The organism is Streptococcus sp. HMSC065H07, assembly GCF_001837325.1.
In the GTDB taxonomy this organism is placed as follows: Bacteria; Bacillota; Bacilli; order Lactobacillales; family Streptococcaceae; genus Streptococcus; species Streptococcus salivarius_H.
Genome location: NZ_KV832021.1, coordinates 8,000 through 11,457, shown reverse-complemented (window position 1 = coordinate 11,457; position 3,458 = coordinate 8,000). Strand labels below are relative to the sequence as shown.

The following is a 3,458-nucleotide window of genomic DNA, read 5'->3' as shown; positions in this document are numbered from 1 at the left end:
CTACCCAAAATCGGTAAAATTGTTTATGCCATATGATTGTAACACCTTATCAAAAAAATCACTAGGTAAGGCGTTGTTTTTGAGTACACTTTTTACACTGAACCTTAGTTCAAAAATAGACAAATTCCTTAGTTTGATTATGGAATTCAATCTATTTTTTATCAAATGCCTTGATATGCTTGACAAATGGTAGAAAAGGACTTAGTCCTGTGCAATACATAACTAAATCCTTTCTTAAATTATTTGTCTATCTTTTTGGGGTCAGTACATTCCAGTGGACCTTTTTAGGTCCGAGCCTAGAAATAGAGAAGCGAGGAGATTCAGTGTAATTTGATAGATTTCTGAATCTGATGAAGGTTTATCCTTGTAAAAATGAAAAGAGCCTAGACTGCTTGTCCTAGGCTCTATCTATTGATATAATAATCTTATGATTCAACAAATTTTGTTTATTACGCTTGAAACTATTTTTGAAACGGTTTGTTTTAATTACAGTTTACAGCACGGCTATTACTTTTTTACAGCCTTTTTTGGTTATTTACTGTTTCGTCGTCTTTGGACAACTTACGTTGTTTCACGCATTGCGCGTGCAGCCGACAAGTCTACCAAGAAGTAAGGCTCACTTCGCCAGCGGTCAACCATTTTTCCTGACCATCATCAGTAAAAACGAGAAGTTGGCCCTTATCGCCAATTTCCTTGGCAATACCAGTATAAGTCCTTCCAGCTTGTTCAAAGGTCACTTGTTTGTCTAAAACGAGGGACTTTTCTTTATAAACTTTGACCAAATCGCTAGTAGGAATGGTTAAAAAGAGTTTCCAAATTTCTGAAATGAGCTGGTTTCGAGTGATGCTTGGTTTTTCAGAAGTAAAAAGACTAGTAGCTTTATTAGCTAACTCTTCAGGGAAATCAGTGATTGAGAAGTTAAGCCCAATCCCGATAATGACATCTGTGATGCGACCAGATTCGATAGAACTAATGGCTTCGGTAAGGATACCAGCCATTTTTTTGTTGTTGAAGTAGATGTCATTAACCCATTTGATTTCTGTATTGATGCCGGTTAGACGCTGGATAGCTTTGACAATAGCAGCTGCCACCATCATCGTATAAGGGGGTAACTCCTCAAAATGACAGTTGGGCTTTAAGTGGATACTCATGTAGATACCACCTTGTGGACTGGCAAAGAAGTGACGTTCAAATCGTCCTTTGGCTGCCTTTTGACTTGATGCCAGATATAGTGCAGGCGTCGGATTAATCTTTTCCATGCCATGTTTAGCATCTAGTTGGGTAGAGTTAGAATCTGGATTAAAGTAGACTGGAATGTTGAGTTGCTTAGAGATGTCTTGAGGAAGAAGAATATCTCCCTTTTCTAAATAGTAGCCTTTCTTGCGGACACTTGTAATGTCAATTCCTTGTTCTTGAAGTGTTTGAATTGCCTTCCAAATGGCTGTCCGTGAGACACCAAGGCTTTTAGCCAAGCTCTCTCCCGTCACAAAATCAGGACTCTTCGATAAGATGTCATAAACGTGTTCATAAGTTTTCATATCCTAAGTATAATACAAAAGATGGTAAAATGCTCACTATAACTTATTGATAAGGCTTGATAATAAATAACTATATGACTAGACTGAAAAAACATGATATAATGGACGGTAGTTATTAAGTCCCGATAAGGCAACAGTCATCCTAGAGTTGGCTGTTGGTTCTTTGTAACTTTTTAACGGCGTTTAGCTCTACCAGGAGCATAGCGTTTTACCTATTAGGAGACGGTTAAATCCGTGCTATCTAATACTATTTTTCATATTAAAAGGGGGACATTTTATATGTCAGAACGTAAACTTTTCACGTCTGAATCAGTATCTGAGGGGCATCCAGATAAAATTGCAGACCAAATTTCAGATGCCATTCTTGATGCGATTTTAGCAGAGGATCCAGATGCACACGTTGCAGCAGAAACAGCTGTCTACACTGGTTCTGTCCATGTTTTCGGTGAAGTTTCTACAACAGCTTATGTGGACATTAACCGTGTGGTTCGTGATACTATCGCTGAAATTGGTTATAACAATGCAGAATACGGCTTTGCGGCAGAATCTGTAGGGGTTCACCCATCATTGATTGAACAATCACCAGATATTGCTCAAGGTGTCAATGAAGCACTTGAAGTTCGTGGAACTGGTGATCAAGACCCACTTGATCTTATCGGAGCTGGTGACCAAGGTTTGATGTTTGGTTTTGCTATTGACGAAACTCCAGAGTTTATGCCACTTCCAGTTAGCCTTTCACATAAATTGGTTAAAAAATTGGCAGATTTGCGTAAATCTGGTGAGATTTCATACCTTCGTCCAGATGCTAAATCTCAGGTTACCGTTGAGTATGATGAGAATGACCAACCAGTACGTGTTGATACAGTCGTTATCTCAACGCAACACGATCCTGAAGCGACTAACGACCAAATTCGTCAAGATGTCATTGAAAAAGTCATTAAGGCAGTTATTCCAGCCGAATACTTGGATGATGAGACTAAGTTCTTTATCAACCCAACAGGTCGTTTTGTTATCGGAGGACCTCAAGGGGACTCTGGTTTGACTGGTCGTAAGATCATTGTTGATACTTATGGTGGCTACTCAAGACACGGTGGTGGTGCCTTCTCAGGTAAGGATGCCACTAAGGTTGACCGTTCAGCTTCATATGCAGCTCGCTACATTGCCAAAAACATCGTAGCTGCTGGTCTTGCTAAGAAAGCAGAAGTACAATTGGCTTATGCTATCGGTGTTGCTAACCCTGTGTCTGTCCGTGTTGATACTTTCGGAACGGCGACAGTTGCTGAAAGTAAACTTGAAGCTGCTGTCCGCGATCTCTTTGACTTGCGTCCGGCAGGTATCATTCAAATGCTGGATCTTAAACGTCCTATCTATCGTCAAACAGCGGCCTATGGTCACATGGGACGTACGGACATCGATCTTCCATGGGAAAAATTGGATAAGGTTGAAGCGTTGAAAGAAGCCGTCAATCATTAAGAAATAGAATTAGAAATAAAAAATCAGAATTTTAATAGGAATTCTGATTTTTTTATGTGCAAAGCCATTTAAATACAAAAGCCTGTTTAATTATTATTTATTAAAATATAGAAAAATATCATTTGATTAGTATTTGTTAAGTAGGAACGTTTAATTCAAACGACTTCATTATAATGGTTGTCACATACATTAAAATAATAAAAAATTGAAAAAAAGTTGAAAAATAAAAATAACATGCTATAATTATAGTGTCTATATGAATAGGGAACATGGGTAGTAGTAACTCGAAGCCAACCTGTTTGTAATATTTTAACTCTTTTGGGGAGAGTTGAATGATTGCTTGTTGGTACTTGGTGCTATGTGATATGGTATTGGGATAGGGTTATCATATCGATGTTTTGATTTGTAAGATAGGGATAGAGCGTAAGTAAAGGGGACGCTCTTTAA

3 protein-coding genes are annotated in these 3,458 nt (G+C 38.4%); 2 read left to right on the top strand and 1 reads right to left on the bottom strand.

Going from position 1 to position 3,458, the window contains the following annotated elements; translation table 11 throughout:
* The first annotated feature begins 427 nt into the window (after positions 1-427).
* A complete protein-coding gene (locus tag HMPREF2637_RS10745; RefSeq protein WP_002883500.1) occupies positions 428-613 on the top strand; it encodes a DUF3272 family protein in 186 nt (61 codons plus the stop codon).
* Here HMPREF2637_RS10745 and birA read toward each other — a convergent pair.
* A complete protein-coding gene (gene birA, locus HMPREF2637_RS02860; RefSeq protein WP_064525327.1) occupies positions 600-1,538 on the bottom strand; it encodes a bifunctional biotin--[acetyl-CoA-carboxylase] ligase/biotin operon repressor BirA in 939 nt (312 codons plus the stop codon). The two genes, HMPREF2637_RS10745 and birA, sit on opposite strands and share 14 nt — an antisense overlap.
* A gap of 279 nt (positions 1,539-1,817) precedes the next feature.
* Here birA and metK point away from each other — a divergent pair, with 279 nt between their 5' ends.
* The gene (gene metK, locus HMPREF2637_RS02855; protein WP_064525325.1) at positions 1,818-3,011 is read left to right on the top strand and encodes a methionine adenosyltransferase; all 1,194 of its coding nucleotides are present in this window, start codon (positions 1,818-1,820) and stop codon (positions 3,009-3,011) included.
* The last annotated feature ends 447 nt before the right edge of the window (positions 3,012-3,458 follow it).

What these genes read in the sequence shown, in the direction of transcription:
- HMPREF2637_RS10745 (WP_002883500.1), top strand. Translation starts at nt 428, where the DNA reads ATGATTCAACAAATTTTGTTTATTACGCTTGAAACTATTTTTGAAACG.
- birA (WP_064525327.1), bottom strand. Translation starts at nt 1,538, where the DNA reads ATGAAAACTTATGAACACGTTTATGACATCTTATCGAAGAGTCCTGAT.
- metK (WP_064525325.1), top strand. Translation starts at nt 1,818, where the DNA reads ATGTCAGAACGTAAACTTTTCACGTCTGAATCAGTATCTGAGGGGCAT.